This window comes from Streptomyces sp. WAC05292 (genome assembly GCF_003949955.1).
Classification (GTDB): Bacteria; Actinomycetota; Actinomycetes; order Streptomycetales; family Streptomycetaceae; genus Streptomyces; species Streptomyces globosus.
In genome coordinates, this window is the sequence record NZ_RPSE01000086.1 from 1 (window position 1) to 19,670 (window position 19,670).

Here is a 19,670-nt window from a genome sequence, read left to right on the forward strand (position 1 = left end):
AAATCCGGGTGCTCCGCGCGCCCCCGTACTGGCATGCTCTCGCGCATGGCAGCCCGTACCGCGCGTCCCAGTCTTTACATCTCCGTCGACATCGAGGCCGACGGTCCCATCCCCGGCCCCTACTCGATGATCAGCTTCGGTGCCGCGGTCGCCGGGCGGCAGGACGGGGACGTCTACACGCCCGCGGATCCCGAGCGGCGGAACTTCTACCGAGAGCTCCGGCCCATCAGCGACGCGTTCGACCCCGAGGCGCTCGCCGTCAGCGGGCTCGACCGCGATCGGCTGCTGCGTGAGGGTGCCGATCCGGCGGTGGCCATGGACGCGTTCCGGGCGTGGGCGCACGAGGTGGCCTCCGACGCCGGGGCGCAGCCCGTGATGTGCGGTTACCCGGCTTCCTTCGACTGGACGTTCCTGTACTGGTACCTGATGCGGTTCGGCGGCGAGAGCCCGTTCGGGCACTCCGGGTGCCTGGACATGAAGACGCTGTACGCGGTGAAGGCGCGGGTCCCGTTGCGGGCCGCCGTCAAGGGGCGGATGCCGTACGAGCTGCGCTCGCGCCGCCGGCACACCCACCATGCCCTCGACGACGCCGTCGAGCAGGCGGAGTTGATGAGCAATCTGATGCTGTGGCCCGGCCCGGGCGCGGCTCCGGCGGGCGCCCCGTAGCCGGGGCCGGAACGGCGGCGCGGCGGGGCGTACGCCACGCCCGCAGTGGGTGGCGTACGCCCCGCCGGCGGTCGGGGGTTCAGTGGGCGGGCAGGGGGTCCGGGCAGGCGTCCGCGGCCTGGGCGCGCCTGGCGCCCAGGTGGTTGAAGGCGAGGTTCAGCACGATGGCGGTCACGCAGCCGGTGCTGATGCCGGAGTCCAGGACGACGAGCAGGTCCTTGGGGAAGGCGTGGTAGAAGTCCGGTGCGGCGATCGGGATCAGGCCGATGCCGACCGACGCTGCGACGATGAGGGCGTTCTCGCCGCGTTCCATGGCGGCCCCGGCCAGGGTCTGGATGCCGCTGGCGGCGACGGAGCCGAAGAGGACGATGCCGGCGCCGCCGAGGACGGGCAGTGGGACGACGCCGATCGCGGACGCGGCGACGGGGCACAGGCCGAGCAGGATGAGGATGCCGCCGCCGGTGGCGACGACGAACCGGCTCGGACCCCGGTCATGGCGACGAGGCCGATGTTCTGGGCGAACGCGCTGCACATGAAGCCGTTGAAGAGGGGGCTGACGGCGCTGCCGAGGGCGTCGGCGCGCAGGCCGCCCTCGATCGTGCGGGCGTCGGCCGGGCGGTCCACGATGCGGCCGAGGGCGAGGATGTCGGCGGTGGACTCGGTCATGCAGACCAGCATCACGAGGCACATCGAGATGATGGCGGCGACCTGGAACTGCGGGGCCCCGAAGTGGAAGGGCGTCGGGAAGCCGAGCAGGGGGGCGTCCGCGACGGGTGAGAAGTCGGCCATGCCGAAGGGGATGGCGAGGAGGGTTCCGGCGGCGAGGCCGAGCAGGATGGCGATCTGCCGGAGGAAGCCGCGCAGGAGTCTGCGCAGCAGCAGGACGATGACGAGGGTGGCCGCGGCGAGGCCTATGTGCGGGATGGAGCCGTAGTCGGGGGCGGTGCGGTCGCCGCCCTGGGACCAGTTGAAGGCGACGGGCAGCAGCGAGACGCCGATGAGGGTGATGACGGTGCCGGTGACGACGGGTGGGAAGAAGCGGACGAGCTTGCCGAAGTAGGGGGCGGCGAGGAAGCCGACCGCCCCGGCGACGATGATCGCGCCGAAGATCACGGGGAGGGCGTCCTCGCCGCGGTCCTTGCCGATGGCGATCATCGGGGTCACGCCGGCGAAGGAGACGCCGTTGACGAAGGGGAGCCGGGCGCCGATCCGCCAGAATCCGAGGGTTTGGAGCAGGGTGGCGATGCCGGCCGTGAAGAGCGAGGCGCCCATCAGGAAGGCCGTCTCGCCGGCGGTGAGCCCGACGGCCGGGCCGAGGATCATGGGTGGGGCGACGACGCCCGCGTACATGGCGGCCACGTGCTGGAGGCCGCTGGTGAACATCCTGAGCGGGGGGAGCGTCTCGTCGACGGGGTGCTTCTCCCCCGGTGCGGCGGCTGCGTCTTTGCGAAACCTGGGCGGTTGGGCCACGGCTTCCTCCGGTCGGTTAACACGTCGGCAGGACGTGGGTGTCATGGAGGGTGGTGCGTGCGGTCTGCGGGTGGAGCCTGGGTGGGTCGTGGGTCGTGGGTGTGCGGCGGCCCGCGGAAACGATTCGCCCGAGTCGTTCACCGTGCGCCGGCACGCGAGGGTGTGGCAGAGGAAGGTGGTGGCACGAGTCACCGCCCCCGGGTGCGCCCGCGGAGAGGATCCGCGGGCGCGCCCCGGGAACGGCTCCCGCGGACCCCGCTCGGGTCCGCGGCCGCCGGCCGGGGGCCGTCCCCCCCGGCCGGACTTCCGGGGGTCAGCCCTGCGCGGCGAGGCGCGCGAGGCGCTGCGCCTCGGCCCGCGTGGAGCGGGCGATGGCGTCTTCGTCGGCGGTGAGCAGGCGGTTGTCCTCGACGATCTGCCTGCCGTTGACGAACGACGCCGTCACCGGGGCCGCGGCGCCGAAGACGAGGGCGGTGACCGGGTCGGCGATGGAGGAGTGCAGGAAGGTGGAGAGGTTCCACAGCACCAGGTCGGCGAGCTTGCCGGCCTCCAGCGAGCCGATGCTGTCGGCGCGGCCGAGGACCTGTGCGCCGCCGTACGTGCCGAGGCGCAGGGACTGGCGGGCGGTGAGCGCGGCCTCGCGGTGCACCGGGTTCAGGCGGTTGATGAGGAGCGCGTTGCGCAGCTCGGTGTGCAGTTCGCCGGACTCGTTGGAGGCGGTGCCGTCGACGCCGAGGCCGACGGGGACGCCGGCGGCGATCATGTCCGGTACGCGGGCGATGCCGGCGGCGAGGCGGGCGTTGGAGGACGGGCAGTGCGCCACACCGGTCTTGGTGCGGGCGAAGGCCGCGATGTCGGAGTCGTTCATGTGGACGCTGTGCGCCATCCACACGTCCTCGCCGAGCCAGCCGGTCGATTCGAAGTAGTCGGTGGGGCCCATGCCGAAGAGCTCGTGGCAGAACTTCTCCTCCTCGACCGTCTCGCTGCCGTGGGTGTGCATGCGCACGCCGAGGCGGCGGGCGAGTTCGGCGCCCTGCTTGAGGAGCTCGGTGGAGACGGAGAAGGGGGAGCAGGGGGCGACGGCGATCTGGGTCATCGCGTCGAAGGAGGCGTCGTGGAACTTCTTGACGGTCGCCTCGGTGTCGGCCAGCGCGCCTTCGAGGGTCTCGACGGCGTGGTCCGGCGGCAGGCCGCCGTCCTTCTCGCTGCGGTCCATGGAGCCGCGGGCCAGGGTGAAGCGGACGCCCATCTCGGAGGCGGCGCGGATGATCGCCCCGGAGAGGTCGCCGGCGCCCTTGGGGTAGACGTAGTGGTGGTCCATGGCGGTGGTGACGCCGCCGCGGGCCATGGCGGCGAGCGAGCCCTGCGCGGCCGAGTACGCCATCTGCTCGTCGATGCGCGCCCACGTCGGGTAGAGCGCGACGAGCCAGTTGAAGAGGTTGTGGTCGGTGGCCAGGCCTCGGGTGATCCACTGGTAGAAGTGGTGGTGGGTGTTGACCAGGCCGGGGGTCACGAGGTGGCCGGTGGCGTCGATCCGGCGCTCGACGCCGTCGAGGTCCGCGGGGGCGCTGCCCGGGCCGACGGACTCGATCCTGTTGCCGGCGATGACGATGTGGCCCGAGGCGTACTCGGTGTCGTTCGCGTCGACGGTCGCGATCGCGCAGTTCTCGATGACGATGCGCCGGGCCGCGCTGTCAGTGGCTGCCATGGGGCTTCCTCGTGCTTTCAGTGGCGGTGCGGGCACGGCAGGACCCGGGGATTTGAGTGCCGAAACCGGGGGCCTGGCAGCTGACAGTACTGCCGCCCCGCCTGATGCTCCGGGTGCCGAGTTCGGGAAGTTCGCGGGTGTTGCGGGTGGGGGGCCGGGGTCCGGGTCCGGGGGCTACTGCGGAGCCCCGGACCCGGGCGCCGGGCCGGTGCCGGTCCGGACTACAGGTTGGTGAGGTCCACCGGGATGCGCGCGTCGGCGCCGTCCCGCAGGATGGTGGCCTCGATCAGGCCGTAGGGTCGGTCCGCGGCGAAGTACACCTCGTTGTCGTTCTTGAGGCCGAAGGGCTCCAGGTCGACGAGGAAGTGGTGCTTGTTCGGGAGCGAGAAGCGGACCTCGTCGATCTCCGAGCGGTGGTTGATGATGCGCGAGCCCATCTGGTACAGCGTCTGCTGCAGCGAGAGGGAGTAGGTCTCGGCGAAGGCCTCCAGCATGTGCGTGCGGGTGGCCTCGTAGGAGCGCTCCCAGTTCGGCATGCGCTGCTCGTCGTCGGTCCAGTTGAACCGCCAGCGGCCGGAGACCTGGGTCGCGAGGATCCGGTCGTACGCCTCCTGGAGGGTGGTGTACTTGTCCTTCACGTAGCCCCAGAACTCGGAGTTCGTGGAGTTCATGACGACCAGGTCCTTCAGGCCGGAGACGACCTCCCAGGCGGAGCCGTCGTAGGTGACCTGGGTGACGCGGGTCTCCTGGCCCTTGCGGACGAAGGAGTGCTTGACCTCGTCCGAGCCGATGAACTTCGAGTTGGCGTCCGAGGTCGGGATCCGCTCCCAGGCGTACTCCTCGATGCGGATGCGCGCCCGGTGGATCGGCTCCTGGCTGCCTACGAACCAGCGGGCCAGGTGGATGCCGAACTGCTCGGCGGACTCTATGCCGTACTCCTTGGCGAAGGCGTACACCGTGTTCTTGGTGGTGTCCGTCGGCAGGACGTTCGCGTTCGAGCCGGAGTAGTGGACGTCGTCCATGTCGCCGGAGAGGGCGACGGAGACGTTCAGGTCCTTGATGTGGTGGGTGTCGCCGTCCCGCGTGATCCTGACGACGCGGTTCTCTGCTTTGCCGTACTGGTTCTGGCCGAGAATCGTGGGCATGGTCTGCTAGCTCCCTCGGTAAACGGAGTAGCCGAACGGGTTGAGCAGCAGCGGTACGTGGTAGTGCTCGCCCGGGTGGACCGCGAACGTGATGGTCACCTCGGGGAAGAACGCACCGCTGTCCCTTACGCGGGGGGCGTCCTGCTGCGCCTCGGCGGCTTGCTTCTGTGCGAAGTACACCTCGGTCTCGAAGTCGAGGCGTACGTGGGTGGTGCCCTCCGGCAGGGCCGGGAGGTCCTTGCAACGCCCGTCGGCGTCGGTGGCCGAGCCGCCGAGGGGGGTCCATTCGGCGGCGGGGCCGCTGCGGGCCGCGAGCGTGATGGCGACGCCCTCGGCGGGGCGGCCGATGCTGGTGTCCAGGATGTGCGTGGACACGGAGGCGGTGGTGTCGGTGCTCATGCGCGCCGTCACGCTCCTTCGGCGAGTCGGTTCAGGCGAATCCGGTTGATCTTGACGAGTTCCCCGCGGGCGGTCTCCCGCTCGGCCTCGGCGGTGTTCCGGATCCGGACCTTGACGGCGTCCCGCATCTGCTCGCCGGTCGCACCGGTGGCGCAGATCAGGAAGACGTGGCCGAACTTCTCCTGGTAGGCCAGGTTCAGTTCGAGCAGTTCGGCCTTGAGTTCCTCGGAGGCCCCGGCCATGCCGCGCTGCTCGCGGGCGGAGGTCGGGTCCCCGGGCTTCGGGCGGCCGATCGGCGGGTGGCCGGCCATGGCCTCCGCCAGGTCCGCCTCGGTGAGCTCCGCCATGGCGGCGTCGCTCGCGGCGAACAGGGCGTCGGCGTCGGCGAAGGGGCGCTGGGCGAGCACCTTGCTGCCCCAGGCCGCGCTCGCGCACACCTCGTGCAGCTCGGCCGCGGCCGCTGCGTCGTCGAGGGTGTTGAACCGGGTCAGCCCCGGGGTCGGACTCGAAGTCACGGGAAGCCTCCGTGGCCTGGTTGCTTTGTCGGGCTGCGCATAGCTAACGCCCTGGACAACACGGCGTCAACACTTTGTTGAAAGTTCGTGTACACAAAAGCCGCCGTCCGGTGGATTTCGGAGCGGCGGCCTGTGACGGTGGGTGAGATCGGCGTCACCCCTGGTTCTTGGCGTTTTCCCGGTTCAGGTAGTTGTAGACGGTGAAGCGGCTCACGCCGAGGGCGCCGGCCACGGTCTCGACGCCGTGGCGCACGGAGAAGGCGCCGCGCGCCTCCAGTACCCGGACGACGTCCTGCTTGGCCTTCCGGTCCAGCTGTGACAACGGTACGCCGTGGCGGCGCTCCAGCGCGGCCAGGATGTGATCCAGGGACTCGCCGAGCTGGGGCAGGCGCACGGCGAGGAGGTCCCGGCCCTCCCAGGCGAGCACCACGTCGTCGGGCCGGGCCTCGGACGGATCCATGAGCACCCCGCCCATGGCGTCGACCAGCGGTTTGACCGCGGCGACGAACGGGTGGTCGCGAGGCTCGGTCATGCGCCGTCCTCCTCGATGACGTTCACCTGGAGGGAGACGCGGGTCGCGCCGGCCCCGAGCGAGTCGCGCAGCAGCGCGGACACCGCCTCCAGGACCGCCCCGACCTCGCCCTCGGCGGTGTTGCCGAAGGGACCCACGTCGACGGCGTCCAGCTGGGCCCTCTGGATGACCTCGCGGGCGGCCACGGCATGGGCGGGGGCCTCTTCGAGGTCGAAGGGCTCGGTCGTGAACTCCACTCTCAATCGCACCTGGTCAAGCTACCCCGAGGTACGGAAAAACCGGCAGCCCCCACTTGACAGGAGCAGCGCCCGGCTTGCAGTCTTCCATCAAGCAGAAACGAACTTCCGCAATACGGAAGGAGCGCACACCCCTCATGGGATACACGGACCAGCGCTTCGATGTGAACCTGTCGATCCTCTTCACGGAACTCCCGCTCCTGGAGCGCCCCGCGGCCGCTGCCGCGGCGGGCTTCACCGCGGTCGAGCTGTGGTGGCCCTGGATCGACACCCCCACCCCGGCGAAGGAGGAGCTGGACGCCCTGAGGCACGCCCTCGACGACGCCGGCACCCGGCTGGTGGGGCTGAACTTCTACGCGGGGCGGCTCCCCGGCCCGGACCGCGGCGCCGTCTCCGTACCCGGTGAGGAGTCGGAGCGCTTCCGCGCCAACATCGACGTCGCGGCGGACTTCGCCGCCTCCGTCGGCTGCAAGGCGCTGAACGCCCTCTACGGCAACCGCGTCGAGGGCGCGGACCCGGCGGCCCAGGACGAACTGGCCCTGGAGAACCTGGTCGCCGCGGCCCGCGCCGCGCACCGGGTGGGTGCGGTCCTGCTGATCGAGACCCTGAACCAGCCGGAGTCGCCGCTCTACCCGCTGGTGAGCGCACCGGCCGCGATCGACGTCGTGGACCGGGTGAACGCGGCGACCGGCCTGGGGAACGCCAAGTTCCTGCTCGACCTGTACCACCTGGCGATGAACGACGAGGACCTCTCGGAGGTCATCGAAAAGTACGCCGCCAAGACCGGGCACGTCCAGATCGCGGACAAGCCGGGCCGGGGCGCCCCCGGCACCGGCGAGCTGCCGCTGGAGGACCTCCTCGACCAGCTCCGCAAGGCCGGCTACCAGGGCTTCGTCGGCCTGGAGTACAAGGCCGAGGACGCCGCCGCCTCCTTCGGATGGCTGCCGGCCGAGGCCCGCGCCACCCGGTAGCCGCCCGGATTCCGGACGTTCACCCAGGCGCGCCCGCCGCTTTTCGTACCCCGCTCCGAGAGCTTTTCCAGAGAAGGACCCGTCACCATGAGCAACAACCTCCCCAAGATCGCGTGGATCGGCCTCGGCATCATGGGCTCCCCCATGTCCGAGAACCTGCTGAAGGCCGGCTACGAGGTCACCGGCTTCACGCTGGAGCAGGACAAGCTGGACCGCCTCGCGGCCGCGGGCGGCACGGCGGCGGGCTCGATCGCCGAGGCCGTCCGGGACGCCGACGTGATCATCACGATGGTGCCCGCCTCCCCGCAGGTCGAGGCCATCTCCTACGGCCCCGACGGCATCCTGGAGAACGCGAAGGCCGGCGCGCTGCTCGTCGACATGTCGTCGATCACCCCGCAGACCTCCGTCGACCTGGCCCGCAACGCCGAGGAGAAGGGGATCCGCGTCATCGACGCGCCCGTCTCCGGCGGCGAGGCCGGCGCCATCGAGGCCGTGCTCTCCATCATGGTGGGCGGTGAGCAGGCCGACTTCGACGCGGCCCTGCCGGTCCTGCAGACCCTCGGCAAGACCATCGTCCTGTGCGGCCCGCACGGCTCCGGCCAGACGGTGAAGGCGGCCAACCAGCTCATCGTCGCCGTCAACATCCAGGCGTGCGCCGAGGCCGTGGTCTTCCTGGAGAAGTCGGGCGTGGACCTGAACGCCGCGCTCGACGTCCTGAACGGCGGCCTCGCCGGCTCGACGGTCCTGACGCGGAAGAAGGACAACTTCCTGAACCGGGACTTCAAGCCGGGCTTCCGGATCGACCTGCACCACAAGGACATGGGCATCGTCACCGACGCCGCGCGCAGCGTCGGCGCCGCCCTCCCCGTCGGCGCGGTCGTCGCCCAGCTCGTCGCGTCGCTGCGCGCCCAGGGCGACGGCGGCCTGGACCACTCGGCCCTGCTCCGCGCCGTCGAGCGCCTCTCCGGCTCGCAGGTCTGACCGGGCCGGCCGCGCCGAACCCCCCGCAACCGGGGGCCATGAGTTTCCGGACGGTGCCGGTGCCGACACCTGTCCTGTCGCGCCCAGGCGCCGGCGCCGTCCGGAACACCACCCTCACTCTTTCTTCAACAAACTGTTGACGCTGCGTTCGGCCGAAATCTAGGCTGTTCCGCATGACGGAAGCCGCTTTCCGTCAGCAGTTACCCGTACGGAAGGTCACCATGTCGAAGCGCACGCTGACGACCGAGTCCGGCGCCCCGGTCGCCGACAACCAGAACTCCGCCACCGCCGGCGTCGGTGGCCCGCTCCTCATCCAGGACCAGCAGCTCCTCGAGAAGCTCGCCCGCTTCAACCGGGAGCGCATCCCGGAGCGCGTGGTGCACGCCCGCGGCTCGGCCGCCTACGGCCACTTCGAGGTGACCGACGACGTCACCGCCTACACGAGCGCCGCGTTCCTGAACACCGTCGGCAAGAAGACCGAGACCTTCCTGCGCTTCTCCACCGTCGCCGACTCCCTCGGCGGCGCGGACGCGGTCCGCGACCCCCGCGGCTTCGCGCTGAAGTTCTACACCGAAGAGGGCAACTACGACCTCGTCGGCAACAACACGCCGGTGTTCTTCATCAAGGACCCGATCAAGTTCCCCGACTTCATCCACTCCCAGAAGCGCGACCCCTTCACGGGCAAGCAGGAGCCGGACAACGTCTGGGACTTCTGGGCGCACTCCCCCGAGGCGACGCACCAGATCACCTGGCTGATGGGCGACCGCGGCATACCGGCCTCGTACCGCCACATGAACGGCTACGGCTCGCACACCTACCAGTGGACGAACGACAAGGGCGAGGCCTTCTTCGTCAAGTACCACTTCAAGACGAACCAGGGCATCCGCTGCCTGTCCTCCGAGCAGGGCGCCGAGCTCGCCGGCAAGGACCCCAACTCGCACCAGACGGACCTGCTCCAGGCCATCGAGCGCGGCGTGTACCCGTCCTGGACGCTGTACGTCCAGATCATGCCGGCCGCCGAGGCCGAGGACTACCGGTTCAACCCGTTCGACCTCACCAAGGTGTGGCCGCACGCCGACTACCCGCTCCGGCGCGTCGGCCGCCTGGTCCTCGACCGCAACCCGGACAACGTCTTCGCCGAGGTCGAGCAGGCCGCCTTCTCCCCGAACAACTTCGTCCCCGGCATCACCGCCTCCCCGGACAAGATGCTCCAGGGCCGCCTCTTCGCGTACGCCGACGCCCAGCGCTACCGCCTGGGTGTGAACCACACCCAGCTGCCGGTCAACGCCCCCAAGGCGACGGTCGCCGACAACTACGGGCGCGACGGCTTCATGGCCACCCGCAACGGCTCGCGGACCGACAAGAACTACGAGCCCAACTCCCACCAGGGCCCGGCCGAGACCGGCCTGGCGCTCGGCGCCCCGCGCGCCGTCGCCGGGTACACGGGCGCCCACGCGGCCCCGCTGCACACCAAGGACGACGACTTCTTCCAGGCCGGCGAGCTGTACCGGCTGATGTCGGACGCCGAGAAGGAGCGGCTGGTGGCGAACATCGCCGGCGGCCTGTCCCAGGTGTCCCGCGAGGACGTCATCGAGAAGAACCTGGCTCACTTCCACGCCGCGGACGCCGACTACGGCAAGCGCGTCGAGGAGGCGGTCCGCGCGCTGCGCGACGCCTGAGCCGCACAGGACGCACCGGGGCACCGACGGGAGGTCGGGTCCCTGGTGCCGGCCCGCTGCCGAGAGCCCGGATGAGGGGTGGTTCACGGCACGGGCAGGACGAGGACCGCGGTGGCGTCGAGCCAGTGCGGTGGTAAAGGCCCTCGACGGCCCGCCTCTTGACCTGAGGGAGGCGGATCAGAGGTCCTGTCGGCGCCACCGCGGTCCCAGCCGCTCCGCAACCGCCCGGGGGCCCCGAACGGAAGCCCCCGCGGACCGGAGCACACCTCCCCCACAGACCCGCCCGGCGGGAGCGAACGTCCTGTCGCGCCAGCCTCGCCCCGTCGGGCGGTACAGATCCACCCGGACCGGCGCCGGGTCGCGGACGGTCCCGCGGCCCGGCGCTTCGCCGTTCCCGTGCGCCTCAGGAACCGAGGATGCGGGCCTTCTGCGCGGCGAACTCCTCCTCGGTCAGCACCCCTTGGTCCTTGAGGGTGCCGAGCTCCTTCAGCTGGGCGATCTTGTCCTCCATGGAGGGCGCGGCCGCCGCCGGCGGCGGCTGGGCGGGTGCCTGCGGCGGGGGCGCCGGGCTCTCCTGCGCCTCCTGCCGGGCCCACCGGCCGGCCTGGCGGCGCGAGACGCGGTTGGAGACGGCGGTGGCCGTCCCGGCGATCGCCGCGGTGCGCGCGACGCCTCGAAGCAGTCCGGGCATGGTCTCTTCCCTCCGTCTCGTCAGGCCGCGCCGTCGAGGGCGTCCAGTGCCTCGACGATGTCCTGGACCGGTATGCGGCCGCTCGCGATCATCCGGGCGTCGGCCCGGCGCAGGGCCGCGGCCAGGGGCGCCGCCCACAGGTTCTCGTAGAGGAGCACGGCCGCGGAGTCGCCCGGCTTGAGCAGCCCGCCGGCCTCGTCGAGGTCCTCCTTGCCGAGCAGGCCCGAGGAGACCCCTTCGAAGAGGGTGAGGTCGAGACTGCCGTCGCCCGTGACGTCGGCCAGGGCGAGGCCCCGCACCGAGCCGTCCTCCTCCTTCGTGAGGAAGGTGAGGTCGAGGATGCGGATGATGCCGCGGTCCACGAGATCGGCCAGCAGGGGCATCCCCTCGCCGGTCAGGTGGCTGCCGGGGAATTCGACCACCAGGTAGTCGATGGGCCCCATGTCGTCGAGGCCGTTCTCTCTGGTCACGTCCGCTCCTCCTGTCGCGTCCCGTCACACCGTCACGGACGAAGTCGACCGTAGGCGCGCCGCAGCCCGCGCGAGGTCACCCCCCGCGGGTGAGGCACCGGGGCGGCCGCCGGGCCATTCTCGGAGGGGCGGGAGAGGCAGGAGCGCGCTGCCCGCGTACTCCCCTCCGACCCGCCCGACGTGGTGAGGAGGAGCCATGAGCGCCCCCGAACGGCCCGTACCCCCGGAGCCCGCCGACGACCCCTTCGGCAGCTCCTCCGCAGCCCTCGGCGGCCCGGCCGCAGATCCCCTCGACCGGCTCGGGGCGCTCGGCGCGTCCTGGAAGTGGGTGCTGGGCTCCGCGCTCGCGACGCTGGTGTTCGGCATCCTCATGCTGGTGTGGCCGGACAAGACGCTGCACCTGGTGGCGGTGCTCATCGGGCTCTACCTGCTCGTGGCGGGCGTCTTCCGGTTCGTGGCGGCGTTCGCGGGGTCCCACGAGGCCGGCGAGCGGGCGGCCGGGCTGCTGGCCGCCGTCGTGTACGTCGTGGCCGGCGTGCTGTGCCTGCGCGGCCCCCAGCTGACCATCACCGTCCTGGCGCTGGTCATCGGCATGGTGTGGCTGGCCTCCGGCATGCTGGGCGCCTACGCGGCCGTCGCGAACAGGGCGCTTCCCCACCGCGGCCTGGCCTTCGCGCTCGCGCTGCTGGGGATCGTCGCGGGCATCGTCGTGCTGTGCCTGCCGATCGAGTCCGCCGTCGCGCTGACGAGGCTGCTGGGGCTGTGGCTGATCCTGCTCGGCCTCGCGGAGGCCGCGGCCGCGTTCGCCCTGCGGTCGGCGGTGCGGCACTGACCGGGGCCCGTGCGGCCCGTGCGGCCCGTGAGGCGAAAGACGCGGACGCGGAGCGGCCCCCGCCCCTCCTTCGAGGGTGCGGGGGCCGCCGTGCGCTGCCGTGGCGCGCCGGTCAGACCTTGAGGGCCTTGACGGCGGTCGGGGCGTGGCCGGGCTCGGTGGCGAGCTCCTCGAACTCGGTCACGTTGCTCATGTCGACCGTCTTGCTCATGGAGATGTTGGTGACGCGCTCCAGGATGGCCTCGACGACGACCGGGACCCGGTGCTCGACGGCGAGCTTCTTGGCCTGCTCGAAGGCGGCGCCCAGCTCGTTCGGGTCCGTCACGCGGATCGCCTTGACGCCCAGGCCCTCGGCGACCTTGACGTGGTCGACGCCGTAGACGCCGATCTCCGGGGTGTTGATGTTCTCGAACTCCAGGTTGACCTGGAAGTTGATGTCGAGGCCCGCCTGGGCCTGGCGGATCAGGCCCAGGTAGGCGTTGTTGACGAGGACGTGGACGTAGGGGACCTTGTGCTGCGCGGCGACCGCCAGCTCCTCGATCATGAACTGGAAGTCGTAGTCGCCGGACAGCGCGACGATCGGGGTCTCCGGGTCCGCGGTGGCGGCGCCGATGGCGGCCGGGATCGTCCAGCCGAGCGGGCCGGCCTGGCCGCAGTTGATCCAGTGGCGCGGCCTGTAGACGTGCAGGAACTGCGCGGCGGCGATCTGCGACAGGCCGATGGTGGTGACGTAGCGCGTCTCCGGGCCGAACGCCTTGTTCATCTCCTCGTACACGCGCTGCGGCTTCATCGGGATGTCGTCGAAGTGCGTGCGGCGCTGGAGGGTGGCCTTGCGCTCCTGCGCGGAGGCGGCCCACGCGGAGAAGTCCGGCAGCCGGCCCGCGGCCTTGAGCTCCTTCGCGATCTCGACGAACAGCTCCAGCGCGGCCTTGGCGTCGGAGGCGATGCCGTAGTCCGGGGCGAAGATCTTGCCGAGCTGGGTGGGCTCGATGTCGACGTGGACGAAGGTGCGGCCCTTGGTGTACGCCTCCAGGTTGTACCCGGTGTGGCGGTTGGCCCAGCGGTTGCCGATGCCGAGGACGAAGTCGGAGGCGAGGAAGGTCTCGTTGCCGTAGCGGTGCGAGGTCTGGACGCCGACCATGCCGGCGGAGAGCTCGTGGTCGTCCGGGATGGTGCCCCAGCCCATGAGGGTGGAGATGACCGGGACGTTGGTGAGCTCGGCGAACTCGACCAGCAGGTCGCAGGCGTCGGCGTTGACGATGCCGCCGCCGGCGACGATCAGCGGGCGCTCGGACTGGAGCAGGAAGGCCAGGGCCTTCTCGGCCTGGGCGCGGGTGGCCCGCGGCTTGTAGACCGGCAGGGGCTCGTACGTCTCCGGGTCGAACTCGATCTCGGTGAGCTGGACGTCGATCGGCAGGTCGATGAGGACCGGGCCGGGGCGGCCGGAGCGCATCAGGTGGAAGGCCTCCTGGAAGACGCCCGGGACCTGCGCGGCCTCCAGGACCGTCGTCGCCTTCTTGGTGACGGGCCCCGCGATCGCCGCGATGTCGACGGCCTGGAAGTCCTCCTTGTGGAGCTTGGAGACCGGGGCCTGGCCGGTGATGCAGAGGATCGGGATCGAGTCGGCGATCGCCGAGTAGAGGCCGGTGATCATGTCGGTGCCGGCGGGGCCGGAGGTGCCGATGCAGACGCCGATGTTGCCCGCCTTGGCCCGGGTGAAGCCCTCCGCCATGTGCGAGGCGCCCTCGACGTGGCGGGCGAGGGTGTGCTTGATGCCGCCGACGTTCTTGAGCTCTCGGTAGAACGGGTTGATCGCAGCGCCGGGCACGCCGAACGCTTGCGCGACACCCTCGCGCTTGAGGATCTCCACGGCGGCGGCTGCGGCTGTCATACGGGGCATCGGGTCTCCTGCAGGTCTGGCGGTCAGACTGTTTCCGCAATGCGGAATTTTTATTCTGTTATACGGAACAAGCTAAGTGGCGGGTCGGTGCACGTCAAGGCGTCCGGGAACCCCCGAACCCACCAAATGCCGCGACTCGTTCAAGCGGGACGCACAAACGGCGGCCCGCCGGGACCGGAAATCCCCGCCGCTGCCGCCGCAGCGGCCGCCGTTGCGGGAGCATGGACCCACCACAGCGACGGAGGGGGTCCGAGGGCCATGGCGGAAGCGGTACCGGTGCGCTGCCCGGAGTGCCTGCGCGAGAACGGCTACACCGCCCCGGCCTTCCCCTGCGCGTGCGGCGCCCCGGCCGTGCTGCCGCTGGACCCGTCGGCGCCGCCGGCGGTGCTGTCGCACCGGAACTGGTCGGAGGCGTGGGTGCGGGCGCGGTGCGCGGCGTGCGGGCGGGTCGGCGAGTGGCCGCAGCCGGAGGTGGGGTGCGGCTCGTGCGGCACGGTGGTTCGGCTCGCGGTGTTGCCGGTGGATGCGTCGCCGGGAGGTGCCGCGGGAGGTGCCGCGCAGGCGTACCGGCCCCCGCCCGGCGGGGCGGCACACGGCAGCTCCGGGGCACGGGCCGCGGCGGCTGCCGCGGCTGGGCGCGGCCCGGGGGTGCCCGTGCCGCGGGCGCCGTTCCGCCCGGTGACGATCCGGACCGCGCGCGACGCCGTGGCGTCGGCCGCCCTGTACCTGCGCTGGCTCGGCTTCCGCGACGTCCGCAGCCCCGAGGGCCCGCCCGTTCCGTCCGCCGCCGTGGACCTGCGCGCCCCCGGGCTCGTCGCCCAGGTGGACCCGACGACCGCGCCGACCGGGCTGCGGGCGGTGGAGTGCTTGTGGCTGAACGGCCTGGCGGCCTCCGCCTCCGCCGTGTACTTCGCGCTCGCCGGGTACACGCAGGAGGCCCGCTCCCGGGCGGACGCCCTCGGCATACCGCTGTTCATCATGGACCTGACGGGCATGCCGCAGCCGCTCAACGAGGCGGCCGAGGCGCTCGTCACGGCGGGTGGCTGAGCGCCCGGCCGGGGCCGCCGGGCCCCACCGGCCGCTCCGGCCCGCCCGGACGGCACGTAGGCTCGGGGCGGAAACCGCTGGCCGCGACAGTGCCTTCACCGCCGAGGAGAGCCGATGAGCCTGTACGACATCCCGCTGACCACCCTGTCCGACGAGCCCACCACCCTCGGTGAGCACAAGGGCAAGGTGATCCTGCTGGTGAACACCGCCTCGCAGTGCGGGCTCACCCCGCAGTACTCGGGCCTGGCCCGGCTGCAGTTCGCGTACGAGGCGAAGGGCTTCACCGTGGTGGGCGTGCCCTGCAACCAGTTCGGCGGGCAGGAGCCCGGCACCGCCGAGGACATCCAGACCTTCTGCGCGGCCGGCTTCGGCGTGACGTTCCCGATGCTGGAGAAGACCGAGGTCAACGGCGAGAACCGGCACCCGCTCTACCGCGAGCTGGTGCGGACCCCGGACGCCGACGGCGAGGCCGGCGACATCCAGTGGAACTTCGAGAAGTTCCTGATCTCCCCGGCCGGCGAGGTCGTCGCGCGGTTCCGGCCTCGTACGGAGCCGGAGTCCGAGGAGGTCGTCTCCGCGATCGAGGCGCTGCTGCCCGCGAAGTAGTCCGCCGGAGGGGCGGCCGGGCGGGGCGGCCGGGCGGCCGGCCGCCCCGCCCCGCGGGCCTCAGCCCAGCTCGGCCTCGTCGTACTCGGTGCCCGACCCGGCGGCCGTCAGGGCCCGCAGCTCCACCCGGCGGATCTTGCCGGAGACCGTCTTCGGCAGCTCCGCGAACTCGATCCGCCGGATCCGCTTGTACGGGGAGAGCACCGCGCGGGAGTGCGCGAACAGCGCCCGCGCGGTCTCCGGCCCGGCCTCCCATCCGGCGGCGAGGGCGACGTACGCCTTCGGCACCGCCAGCCGCACCGGGTCCGGGGCCGGGACGACGGCCGCCTCGGCGACGGCCTCGTGCTCCAGCAGCGCGCTCTCCAGCTCGAACGGGCTGATCTTGTAGTCGGAGGCCTTGAAGACGTCGTCCGAGCGGCCGACGTAGGAGAGGTACCCGTCGGCGTCGCGTGCGGCGATGTCGCCGGTGCGGTAGAGCCCGTCCGCCATGGCCTCGGCGGTCCGCTCGGGATCGTCCCGGTAGCCGGTCATCACCCCGGCCGGCCGGGTGCCCAGGTCGACGCAGATCTCGCCCTCGTCCGGCGACTCCTTGCCGGTGACCGGGTCGAGGAGCACGATCCGGTAGCCGGGGGCGGGCCGCCCCATCGAGCCCGGCTTGACCGCCACGCCGGGGAAGTTGCCGATCTGCAGGGTGGTCTCCGTCTGCCCGAAGCCGTCCCGGACGGTGACGCCCCAGGCGTCGCGGACCTTCTCGATCACCTCCGGGTTGAGCGGCTCCCCCGCGGCGACGGCCTCGCGGGGCGGGGTCCGCAGCGTCGACAGGTCCGACTGGATCAGCATCCGCCACACCGTCGGCGGCGCGCAGAACGTCGTCACGCCGTGCCGGTCCATCAGCTCCATCAGCCGCTCCGCGTCGAAGCGGGCGTAGTTGTGGACGAAGACGGTGGCGCCGGCGTTCCACGGGGCGAAGAGGTTGGACCAGGCGTGCTTGGCCCAGCCGGGCGACGCGATGTTGAGGTGGACGTCGCCGGGGCGCAGCCCGATCCAGTACATGGTGGACAGGTGGCCGATGGGGTACGAGGCGTGCGTGTGCTCGACGAGCTTGGGGCGGGCGGTGGTGCCGGAGGTGAAGTACAGCATCAGCGGATCGTCGGCGGAGGTCTCGCCGTCCGGAGTGAAGTCGGGGTCGGCACCGTACATGTCCGCCAACCGCCGCCAGCCGGTGGGGACTTCGGGTCCTGCCGCGATCCTCGTGTACGTGCCGGGCGCGGTGTCGAACTTGCCGGTGTCCTCGGCGCGCACGATCACGTGGCGTACGCGGCCGCGCTCGATGCGGTCGCGGAGGTCGGCCGGGCCGAGGAGCGGCGTGGCGGGGATGACGACGGCGCGCAGCCGCATCGCGGCGAGCATGACCTCCCACAGCTCGCGCTGGTTGCCGAGCATGACGAGGACGCGGTCGCCCGCGGCGACGCCCTGCGCGCGCAGCCAGGCGGCGGCCGAGCGGGACGTGGCGGCCAGCTCCTCGTAGGTGAGGGCGTGGACGGTCCCGTCCTCTTCGGCGATGCGCAGGGCGTCGGCCGTGTTGCCGTCGGCGAGGCGGTCGAACCAGTCCTGGGCCCAGTTGAAGCTCCGCGGCCGGGGCCAGGTGAAACCGGCGCTCGCGGCGTCGGGGTCGCCCCGGTGGGCGAGGAGGAAGTCGCGGGCGGCGAGGAACTCGGCGGCGGGGTCGCCGCCGGCGGCGGTCCGGGCGGTGTCGTGGGTCATGGAGGGCATCGTGCCGTGCGCGGTGCGGGGCCCACCAGAGCGGCGTCAGCCGCGGATTGACGCGAAACGGACGGACCCGCTCCGCTCCGTCATGCCGGCCAGCAGCCGCTCCCCCTCGGCGACGACGAGCTCCTTCTGCGCGGCGCCGACGGTGTCGAACAGCTCGACGGTGAGTCCGCCGCCCTCCTCAAGCCGCCACAGGCCGGCGAGGAACCCGTCGACGAGGAGCGTGCAATGGGCCTGGTTGCCCGACCAGCTGCGCCCTTTCAGCTCGGGCGGCACGACGCGGCTGCGGTCGGCGTGCGAGAGCAGCAGGTTGTCGAACTCCGGCAGGAAGCGGGGCGGGGCGGGTGTGTCCTCGTCGGGCCGCGGCGCGTCGGGCAGGTCGAACAGCTCGACGCCGCTCACGTCCCGAAAGGCGGCCAACTGCGGCCGGAGCCGCTCGAACACCTCCCGCAGCCGGGTCGTCCCCGCCCACACCTGCATGTCCTTGACGGACGCGGGCCCGAAGGCCCGGAGGTACCGCAGGACGAGGCCGTCGACGTCCAGCGGCCGCTCCTGCGCCTCGGCAACGGCGTCGGCGCCGAGCCACCGCTCGACGGTCGTCAGCCGCACCTGCCCACTGCGGCCCCACACGCCGCGGGGCGTCACCTGGACGAGCGGCAGCCGCCGGGTGGCCGCCACGGACAGGCCCAGCGGATCGGCCCCCGGCCACTCCCGCAACAGCTCGGCCCTGATCTCGGCCATGGTCCGCGGCTCCTCCTCGACGTAGGCCCGCACCCGCCGGGTCAACCGCTCCAGATCGACCCCGCCGAGCCCCTTCCGGAACTGCGCGACCTCCCGATCCCGCGCGGCCTGCACGAGGGGCCTCAGGGTCAGCGCGTCGTGCGCGGTGTGCGTGTGGATGGTGGACCGCAGGGTCACCATCCGGACGACCTCCCGCGCCTCCATGGCCGCGGCGAGCCCGTCGGGCCGAAAGCCGTCCAGCCGGGCGTGCAACTGGAAGTACGGGGGCCGGACGTTCTGCGCCTGGAGCCCGACCAGCCGCGACACGGCCTCCCCCGCTTCCACCGGGGCCCGCTCGAGCAGCATCTGCCGGGCGAGGGTGGCACGGTTGAGCGCGCGGGTACCGAGTACGGGATGCGAAGTCCTGGAGGCCATGCCGCCACGCTATCGCCGAACGAGGACAGAAGCCGTCCTCATTCCCCGCGAGGGTCCGTCATGCCGACCGCTTCGTCAGGAGGTCGGCATGTCGTAGGTGACCCACATCGTGCGGGTGGCGACCTGGTCGTACTTGGCGCGGGCGCGGTGGTTGTCGTCTGCGGTGATCCAGCGGACGACGCTCCAGCCGCGTTCCGCCGCCAGGTCGCGCAGGGCCGTGAGGAGGAGGTCCGCGGCTCCCGAGCCGCGGCTTTCCGGGGTGACGAAGAGGTCGTCCAGGTAGCAGCCCGTCGTGGCGGACAGGGGGCGGGCGAAGGGGCGGTGGTGGGCGAGGCCGATCAGGCGGCCGTCGGCGTCCTCGGCGACGAGGCCGGACACCTCGTGGCCCGGGTCGTTCAGCCACGACCACACGGTCGCCGCCATCTCCTCGGTCTGGTCGACCTCGTAGAAGTCGGCGTACCCGCGGTAGAGGACGCGCCACTGCGCGAAGTCCTCGGCGCGGACGGGTCGGATCTGGATGCCGGTCGACATGGGCTCACCCTTCGGTCGCGGAGGCCGGTCCCCCGCCGTGCAGTCATCCGATGATGCGCGACGGGGGCGGCGGCCGTTCCCCCGGGGGCCCGTCAGTGGAGGACGTCGGCGGCCTGCAGGTCGGGCTCGCCGAGCCAGGTGAAGGTGAGGCCGCGCTCCTCGGCCTCGCGGGCGAGGAGGCTGCGCAGGAGGTCCGCGGCGAGGGTGAGGGCCTGGATGCCGTCGATGCCGTGCACCTCGTGCACCTCGGAGTCGTGGAGGCCGTCGATGCGGCAGGGGCAGATCCAGTCGCCGGAGGGGTCCGGGTCGGGGTAGGGGGCGCCCAGTTCGAGGGCGAGCGGGAACGGGGCCCCCTCGCCCTCGCGC

The 19,670-nt window shown here is 71.9% G+C and carries 21 protein-coding genes and 1 pseudogene; 7 read left to right on the plus strand and 15 right to left on the minus strand.

Annotated elements, in window-relative coordinates:
* Positions 1-45 precede the first annotated feature (45 nt).
* On the plus strand, positions 46-666 hold the full coding sequence (locus tag EF903_RS12680; protein WP_125543318.1) for a 3'-5' exoribonuclease domain-containing protein: 621 nt from the start codon (positions 46-48) through the stop codon (positions 664-666).
* 79 nt (positions 667-745) lie between these two features.
* Here EF903_RS12680 and EF903_RS12685 read toward each other — a convergent pair.
* The 7 genes and pseudogenes from EF903_RS12685 to EF903_RS12715 all read right to left on the minus strand — a co-directional run bounded on the left by EF903_RS12685 (position 746) and on the right by EF903_RS12715 (position 6,683).
* A pseudogene (locus EF903_RS12685) lies at positions 746-2,049 on the minus strand (nucleobase:cation symporter-2 family protein).
* A 400-nt stretch (positions 2,050-2,449) separates the two neighbouring features.
* Positions 2,450-3,844, minus strand: coding sequence for an 8-oxoguanine deaminase (locus EF903_RS12690; protein ID WP_125543319.1), 1,395 nt, complete (start codon positions 3,842-3,844; stop codon positions 2,450-2,452).
* Between the two features lie 221 nt (positions 3,845-4,065).
* Complete coding sequence (gene pucL, locus EF903_RS12695) at positions 4,066-4,989, minus strand: factor-independent urate hydroxylase (protein WP_125543320.1); 924 nt, start codon at positions 4,987-4,989, stop codon at positions 4,066-4,068.
* Between the two features lie 6 nt (positions 4,990-4,995).
* A complete protein-coding gene (gene uraH / locus EF903_RS12700; protein WP_125543321.1) occupies positions 4,996-5,388 on the minus strand; it encodes a hydroxyisourate hydrolase in 393 nt (130 codons plus the stop codon).
* A gap of 8 nt (positions 5,389-5,396) precedes the next feature.
* A complete protein-coding gene (uraD, locus tag EF903_RS12705) occupies positions 5,397-5,903 on the minus strand; it encodes a 2-oxo-4-hydroxy-4-carboxy-5-ureidoimidazoline decarboxylase (RefSeq protein WP_125543322.1) in 507 nt (168 codons plus the stop codon).
* 154 nt (positions 5,904-6,057) lie between these two features.
* Complete coding sequence (locus EF903_RS12710; RefSeq protein WP_125543323.1) at positions 6,058-6,435, minus strand: helix-turn-helix domain-containing protein; 378 nt, start codon at positions 6,433-6,435, stop codon at positions 6,058-6,060.
* Positions 6,432-6,683 (minus strand): hypothetical protein, encoded by a 252-nt coding sequence (locus EF903_RS12715; RefSeq protein ID WP_125543324.1) that lies wholly within the window; start codon positions 6,681-6,683, stop codon positions 6,432-6,434. Before EF903_RS12715 ends, EF903_RS12710 begins: the two co-directional genes overlap by 4 nt.
* A 125-nt stretch (positions 6,684-6,808) precedes the next feature.
* Here EF903_RS12715 and EF903_RS12720 point away from each other — a divergent pair, with 125 nt between their 5' ends.
* From EF903_RS12720 to EF903_RS12730, 3 genes are all read left to right on the plus strand, one after another.
* On the plus strand, positions 6,809-7,642 hold the full coding sequence (locus tag EF903_RS12720) for a TIM barrel protein (RefSeq protein WP_125543325.1): 834 nt from the start codon (positions 6,809-6,811) through the stop codon (positions 7,640-7,642).
* An 87-nt stretch (positions 7,643-7,729) separates the two neighbouring features.
* Positions 7,730-8,623, plus strand: a complete 894-nt coding sequence (locus tag EF903_RS12725; RefSeq protein WP_125543326.1) for a 2-hydroxy-3-oxopropionate reductase — start codon at positions 7,730-7,732, stop codon at positions 8,621-8,623.
* A gap of 221 nt (positions 8,624-8,844) precedes the next feature.
* Positions 8,845-10,302: a catalase gene (locus EF903_RS12730; protein WP_125543335.1), complete on the plus strand. Its 1,458-nt coding sequence runs from the start codon at positions 8,845-8,847 to the stop codon at positions 10,300-10,302.
* Between the two features lie 403 nt (positions 10,303-10,705).
* Here EF903_RS12730 and EF903_RS12735 read toward each other — a convergent pair whose 3' ends face one another.
* Together EF903_RS12735 and EF903_RS12740 are read right to left on the minus strand one after the other, a co-directional pair.
* Positions 10,706-10,993, minus strand: coding sequence for an SHOCT domain-containing protein (locus EF903_RS12735; RefSeq protein ID WP_125543327.1), 288 nt, complete (start codon positions 10,991-10,993; stop codon positions 10,706-10,708).
* A gap of 20 nt (positions 10,994-11,013) precedes the next feature.
* Positions 11,014-11,436 carry a DUF6325 family protein gene (locus EF903_RS12740; protein WP_125543336.1) on the minus strand — a complete coding sequence of 141 codons (423 nt, stop codon included), beginning with the start codon at positions 11,434-11,436 and terminating at the stop codon, positions 11,014-11,016.
* 223 nt (positions 11,437-11,659) lie between these two features.
* Between EF903_RS12740 and EF903_RS12745 the strand changes: the two genes are divergently transcribed.
* The gene (locus EF903_RS12745; protein WP_125543328.1) at positions 11,660-12,295 is read left to right on the plus strand and encodes an HdeD family acid-resistance protein; all 636 of its coding nucleotides are present in this window, start codon (positions 11,660-11,662) and stop codon (positions 12,293-12,295) included.
* A 112-nt stretch (positions 12,296-12,407) separates the two neighbouring features.
* On the opposite strand, the gene gcl is transcribed toward EF903_RS12745, so the two are convergent.
* Complete coding sequence (gene gcl, locus EF903_RS12750; protein ID WP_125543329.1) at positions 12,408-14,195, minus strand: glyoxylate carboligase; 1,788 nt, start codon at positions 14,193-14,195, stop codon at positions 12,408-12,410.
* A gap of 308 nt (positions 14,196-14,503) precedes the next feature.
* Entirely contained in the window at positions 14,504-14,689 is a 186-nt protein-coding gene (locus EF903_RS35195; protein ID WP_260615134.1) for a hypothetical protein, read from the minus strand.
* Between the two features lie 184 nt (positions 14,690-14,873).
* On the opposite strand from EF903_RS35195, the gene EF903_RS35870 reads away from it, so the two are divergent.
* Together EF903_RS35870 and EF903_RS12760 are read left to right on the plus strand one after the other, a co-directional pair.
* On the plus strand, positions 14,874-15,242 hold the full coding sequence (locus EF903_RS35870) for a hypothetical protein (protein WP_312845919.1): 369 nt from the start codon (positions 14,874-14,876) through the stop codon (positions 15,240-15,242).
* A gap of 114 nt (positions 15,243-15,356) precedes the next feature.
* Entirely contained in the window at positions 15,357-15,848 is a 492-nt protein-coding gene (locus EF903_RS12760) for a glutathione peroxidase (RefSeq protein ID WP_125543331.1), read from the plus strand.
* Positions 15,849-15,908: 60 nt separating this feature from the next.
* Here the strand turns inward: EF903_RS12760 and EF903_RS12765 are convergent, their stop codons facing one another.
* The 4 genes from EF903_RS12765 to EF903_RS34010 all read right to left on the minus strand — a co-directional run.
* The gene (locus tag EF903_RS12765; RefSeq protein ID WP_125543332.1) at positions 15,909-17,621 is read right to left on the minus strand and encodes an AMP-binding protein; all 1,713 of its coding nucleotides are present in this window, start codon (positions 17,619-17,621) and stop codon (positions 15,909-15,911) included.
* Between the two features lie 36 nt (positions 17,622-17,657).
* Positions 17,658-18,773, minus strand: a complete 1,116-nt coding sequence (locus EF903_RS12770; RefSeq protein ID WP_125543333.1) for a winged helix DNA-binding domain-containing protein — start codon at positions 18,771-18,773, stop codon at positions 17,658-17,660.
* Between the two features lie 75 nt (positions 18,774-18,848).
* Entirely contained in the window at positions 18,849-19,304 is a 456-nt protein-coding gene (locus EF903_RS12775; protein WP_125543334.1) for a GNAT family N-acetyltransferase, read from the minus strand.
* 92 nt (positions 19,305-19,396) lie between these two features.
* Positions 19,397-19,670 (minus strand): DUF6968 family protein (locus EF903_RS34010; protein ID WP_185902638.1); only part of this gene is annotated, 274 nt, incomplete at its 5' end.

What these genes read in the sequence shown, in the direction of transcription:
- EF903_RS12720 (WP_125543325.1), top strand. Translation starts at nt 6,809, where the DNA reads ATGGGATACACGGACCAGCGCTTCGATGTGAACCTGTCGATCCTCTTC.
- pucL (WP_125543320.1), bottom strand. Translation starts at nt 4,989, where the DNA reads ATGCCCACGATTCTCGGCCAGAACCAGTACGGCAAAGCAGAGAACCGC.
- EF903_RS12680 (WP_125543318.1), top strand. Translation starts at nt 46, where the DNA reads ATGGCAGCCCGTACCGCGCGTCCCAGTCTTTACATCTCCGTCGACATC.
- EF903_RS12745 (WP_125543328.1), top strand. Translation starts at nt 11,660, where the DNA reads ATGAGCGCCCCCGAACGGCCCGTACCCCCGGAGCCCGCCGACGACCCC.
- EF903_RS12740 (WP_125543336.1), bottom strand. Translation starts at nt 11,436, where the DNA reads ATGGGGCCCATCGACTACCTGGTGGTCGAATTCCCCGGCAGCCACCTG.
- EF903_RS12725 (WP_125543326.1), top strand. Translation starts at nt 7,730, where the DNA reads ATGAGCAACAACCTCCCCAAGATCGCGTGGATCGGCCTCGGCATCATG.
- EF903_RS12730 (WP_125543335.1), top strand. Translation starts at nt 8,845, where the DNA reads ATGTCGAAGCGCACGCTGACGACCGAGTCCGGCGCCCCGGTCGCCGAC.
- EF903_RS12775 (WP_125543334.1), bottom strand. Translation starts at nt 19,304, where the DNA reads ATGTCGACCGGCATCCAGATCCGACCCGTCCGCGCCGAGGACTTCGCG.
- EF903_RS12690 (WP_125543319.1), bottom strand. Translation starts at nt 3,844, where the DNA reads ATGGCAGCCACTGACAGCGCGGCCCGGCGCATCGTCATCGAGAACTGC.
- gcl (WP_125543329.1), bottom strand. Translation starts at nt 14,195, where the DNA reads ATGCCCCGTATGACAGCCGCAGCCGCCGCCGTGGAGATCCTCAAGCGC.
- EF903_RS12765 (WP_125543332.1), bottom strand. Translation starts at nt 17,621, where the DNA reads ATGCCCTCCATGACCCACGACACCGCCCGGACCGCCGCCGGCGGCGAC.
- EF903_RS12770 (WP_125543333.1), bottom strand. Translation starts at nt 18,773, where the DNA reads ATGGCCTCCAGGACTTCGCATCCCGTACTCGGTACCCGCGCGCTCAAC.
- EF903_RS12760 (WP_125543331.1), top strand. Translation starts at nt 15,357, where the DNA reads ATGAGCCTGTACGACATCCCGCTGACCACCCTGTCCGACGAGCCCACC.
- uraH (WP_125543321.1), bottom strand. Translation starts at nt 5,388, where the DNA reads ATGAGCACCGACACCACCGCCTCCGTGTCCACGCACATCCTGGACACC.
- EF903_RS12735 (WP_125543327.1), bottom strand. Translation starts at nt 10,993, where the DNA reads ATGCCCGGACTGCTTCGAGGCGTCGCGCGCACCGCGGCGATCGCCGGG.
- EF903_RS12710 (WP_125543323.1), bottom strand. Translation starts at nt 6,435, where the DNA reads ATGACCGAGCCTCGCGACCACCCGTTCGTCGCCGCGGTCAAACCGCTG.